The 4942-nt window shown below is 41.0% G+C and carries 1 protein-coding gene and 1 pseudogene; one reads left to right on the top strand and one right to left on the bottom strand.

The features are described 5' to 3' along the window. A pseudogene (locus tag Q0K35_RS10145) lies at positions 1-296 on the top strand (hypothetical protein); the annotation flags it as partial. Positions 297-376: 80 nt separating this feature from the next. On the opposite strand, the gene Q0K35_RS10140 reads toward Q0K35_RS10145, so the two are convergent. Next, the gene (locus Q0K35_RS10140; protein WP_294562745.1) at positions 377-4603 is read right to left on the bottom strand and encodes a 2-hydroxyacyl-CoA dehydratase; all 4227 of its coding nucleotides are present in this window, start codon (positions 4601-4603) and stop codon (positions 377-379) included. Positions 4604-4942: the final 339 nt, after the last annotated feature.

The raw sequence follows: 4942 nt of genomic DNA, 5'->3' as shown, positions 1-4942 counted from the left end.
CCTTGCTGGATGAAACGATCCAAAGTGAAAGAAAGCTGGCGATCCTTGAGGAAGAGTATGGCATCGTCATGGACGATGAAACAAGAAAGGAGATCAGAGATATGTGCAACTTAGGCGATTATGTGGAGAACAAAGGAATGGCAAAAGGAATAACAAAAGGTATCGAGGAAACGACCATCAAATCAATTCAAAGCATCATGGCTAATTTACAAATCGATATGAACAAAGCGATGGAATTATTGAATATTCCGTCAAGTGATTTTTCTAAATATGAAAAATTGATCAAAAAAGTTTAATATCATATATATAATAACCTCCAAATTATGAAAGATGGAGGTTTTTCTATGTAAAAAAAGTCTTTTGGTTTTTCAAAAGACTAATTTTCTTTTTGTAAGTTTTTAAAGGCTGTAGCCATCATCAGCTTGATACGATTCAACTGGTTGACCTCACTGGCACCCGGATCATAATCGATGGCTACGATGTTGCTTTGCGGATATTTCTTACGTAAAGCCTTGATGACACCTTTTCCGGTCACATGGTTTGGCAGACAGGCAAATGGCTGCATACAGATGATATTCGGACAGTCTTCTTCGATCAGCTCGATCATCTCACCTGTCAAGAACCAGCCTTCACCGGCCTGATTTCCTAAGGACACGATCTCACTTGCCTTTTGCGCAAGATGCTCGATACGATTCGGTGCCGTGAAACGTTTCGATTCATTTAAGGCCTTGACCATATCTTTTCTTAAGAATTCTACTAATTCAATTCCTGCTTTTGCGATCCATTCACCTTTTTTCGTTCCGTCATAATGCTCTTCTTTAAATTTCGCATTATAGAAACAATACAGGAAGAAATCAATCAGATCCGGCATCACCGCTTCCCCACCTTCGCTTTCAACGACTTCCACCACCTGATTGTTGGCCGTTGGATGGAATTTCACCAAAATCTCACCTACCAGGCCGACACGAGGCTTTTTCACATCGACTAGGGGCAGCTCATCAAATTCTTTTACGATCTGAACAACATTTTTCTTGAATTCGCTCATGCTGTTCGTACGGACATTTTCCTGACACTTCTTGACCCATTTCTCATAAAGGGCATTGGCAGAACCTTTGACTTGTTCATAAGGACGGACACGGTACAAGACACGCATCAGCAGATCACCGTAAAGAACTCCGATGATCGCTCTTTTCGCAAGTGAGAGCGTCAGCTTGAAGCCCGGATTATTTTCCAGACCGGACAGGTTGGCAGAAATGACCGGCACCTGTTCCATACCGGCATCCTTTAAAGCACGACGTATGAATGCAATGTAATTGGTAGCTCGGCAGCCGCCTCCTGTCTGAGAGATGATCAAAGCGGTTCTATTCAGATCATATTTACCGCTGTTGAGGGCATTCATCATCTGTCCGACGACAAGGATGCTCGGATAGCAGGCATCATTGTTGACATACTTTAAGCCTTGTTCCACCGCATTTTCATCAACGCTTGGCAAGACCACAAAATTATACCCTTCCTCTCTCATCGCCGTTTCAATGAACTGGAAATGGATCGGTGACATCTGCGGACATAAGATCGTGTAGCGCTCATCCTTCATTTCCTTTGTATAAGGAACTTTCGTCACTTCAAATTTTGATGAAAGATCAATCTGTTCCTCACCCTTTTCAATCGTTGATTTTAAAGAACGGATACGGATACGTATTGCTCCTAGATTGCTGACCTCATCAATTTTGATCAGTGTGTAGATCTTGTTTCTTGCCTTTAATATCTCGGATACCTGATCAGCGGTGACCGCATCAAGACCACAGCCAAAGGAAGTCAGCTGGATCAAATGCAGATCGCTTTGTGAAGATACATAGGAAGCTGCTTTATATAAACGTGAATGATAGGTCCACTGATCCACGACTCTCAGCTGCAGATGTTCCTCATCCAATTGACAGATGCTGTCTTCGCTCAGCAAGACAAAACCTTCACCGGTGATCAGATCAGGAATTCCATGGTTGATTTCCGGATCGATGTGATACGGACGTCCGGCAAGTACGATTCCCTGAAGATGATGCTCATGCATATAATCCAGGGCTCTCTTGCCTTCTTCACGAATATCGCTCTGGAAAACATCCAATTCTTCATAAGCCGCTTCAAGGGCATGTTTCAGCTCATGATCCGAAATATCAAATTCCTTGAGCTCTTCCTTCAATACCTTAAACATCGTTTTAGGATTATTAAGAGAAATAAATGGATTTTTAAATAGGATATGATGGGTCTGAAGGTCATCGACATTGTTACGGATCGTTTCCGGATAAGAGGCAACGACCGGACAGTTATAATGATTGCCGGCATCCTTATTTTCAACTCTTTCATATAATACGGATGGATAGAAAATGAAACCGACATTCTTTTCGATCAGATTTTCAATATGTCCATGCGTCAGCTTTGCCGGATAACATACACTTTCACTTGGAATCGATTCGATTCCTTTTTCATAGATCTTCTTTGTTGATTTGTCAGATAAAACGACCCTGAATTTCAATTCAGTAAAGAAGGTATGCCAGAACGGATAGTTTTCATACATATTCAAGACACGCGGGATACCTACGCTGCCGCGAATTGCTTCTTCCTTTGACAAGGACTTATATCTGAACAAACGACGATATTTATATTCATAAAGATTAGGAAGCGTCTTTGATTTTACCGGCAGATCCGCCCCTCTTTCACAGCGATTGCTGCTGATAAATCTACGGCCGTCCGTAAACTCGGTCACCGTTAATAAACAGTTATTAGTACACTTGCCGCAATGACGCATCGTATGTGTCGAATGGAAATCCTTTAATTCCTCGGCATTTAAGATCGTACTTCCCTTGCCGTCATCTTTTTCCTTTGCGATCATTGCCATTCCATAGGCTCCCATCAAGCCTGCAATATCCGGACGAATGGCCTCAATACCGGTTTCTTTTTCAAATGCACGTAAGACCGCATTGTTATTGAAGGTTCCGCCCTGTACAACAACATGCTTACCGATCTGATCCTTATTTCTTAACTTAATGACTTTATATAATGCATTCTTAATGATCGAATAAGAAAGTCCGGCAGAGATATCTTCCAGCGAAGCTCCTTCTTTTTGGGCCTGCTTCACCTTGGAATTCATAAATACGGTACAACGGCTTCCCAGATCCAACGGATGCTTCGAGCGTAATGCCAGATCCGCAAAGGCTTCAATATCATAGCCAAGCGAATGGGCAAAGGTTTCTAAAAAAGACCCGCAACCGCTTGAACATGCCTCATTCAATGTAATATCCTGAATCACACCATCTTTGATCGTGATGGCTTTCATATCCTGACCACCGATATCCAAAATAAAATCAACATCCTTTTGAAAATGTTTGGCAGCCGTATAATGCGCGATCGTTTCTACTTCACCATAATCGATTTTCAAAGCACTTTGTATCAATGCCTCACCATAACCCGTCACACCGGCCTTTTTGATTTGGGCGCCTTTTGGGATCAGTTGATAGATTTTTTTCATGATTTCAAGCATCAGCTCCAACGGATTTCCACGATTGGAATCATAAAAAGAATAAAGGATATTTCCTTTTGGATCGATCATGACTGCCTTAGAAGTCGTCGAACCGACATCGATGCCTAAATAAAGATCGCCTTGATAATTTTCTAAGCTTCTTCTGCGGGCACTGTCTTTAAAATGACGATTTCTAAATTCGATCAATTCACCTTCATTTTCAAACAAAGGCTCTAAGCCGACACTTTCACTTGGCAGCGTGTTCAGATGTTTCAGCTTTTCGATCACATCATCGATCATGACCGATTCACAATCTTCCTTAGCGCTTAAGCATGCACCCATCGCAACGAACAACTGTGAATTTTCAGGAAAGATGACATCTTCATCCTTTATATGTAACGTTTCAATAAAACGGACCCTCAGCTGATCCAAAAAATACAAGGGACCGCCTAAAAAGGCAATCTTACCGCGTATCGGTTTTCCACACGCCAATCCGCTGATCGTCTGATTGACGATGGCCTGAAAAATAGAGGCCGCAATATCTTCCTTTTGAGCCCCTTCATTGATCAAAGGCTGAATATCTGTTTTCGCAAATACACCGCATCTTGATGCGATCGGATAGATGCACGTATGTGATTTTGCCAGCTCATTCAAACCGGAAGCATCCGTCTGAAGAAGGGTCGCCATCTGATCGATAAAGGCACCCGTACCACCTGCACAGCTTCCATTCATCCGCTGTTCCAGCGAACCTTCAAAATAAGTGATCTTCGCATCTTCACCACCCAACTCAATGGCAACATCCGTTTCAGGTATATATTTTTCGATCGTCTTCGTGCAGGCAATGACTTCCTGTACGAATTTGATATTCAAAGCAGTAGAGATCGAAAGTCCCCCTGATCCGGTAATCACAGGATATATTTCAAGATTTCCCAGTTGATGTCTGATTTCTTCAAGCAGAAAAAGTATCGTATTTCGCACATCAGAATTATGACGGACATAATTCTGATAAAGACATTCATCCTTCTCATTAGTAAGATATGCCTTAACAGTCGTAGATCCAACGTCAATACCTAAATAATGCATCTCTATCAGCCTCCTTTGTTTCCATACGATTGATTTTCATGTTTCTATTTTACGGATTTAAAAATAAATTGAAAATCAATTTGAATAAAATTTATACACATCGGTTTTTTTGTAAGAATTGATTTATATCATGTAAATATCATTAAAAAAAATTTACAATTTATTTTAAACGCAGAATCAGCCCGTGTCAAGAAATACACTCTTTTCATATATATTCTTGATTTTTGTCAGATCATGCTTTTAAAGAAAACCCGAATCAGATTCGGGTTTTCCTTTCTCTTTATTCCAGTTCAAACTGTCCGGTATAAAGCTGATAATATCTTCCTTTTTGTTCAAGCAATTCTTCAT

The sequence above is a fragment of the uncultured Traorella sp. genome (genome assembly GCF_944327115.1).
Lineage (GTDB): Bacteria > Bacillota_I > Bacilli_A > Erysipelotrichales > Erysipelotrichaceae > Traorella.
This window is presented reverse-complemented; position numbering and strand designations above follow the sequence as displayed.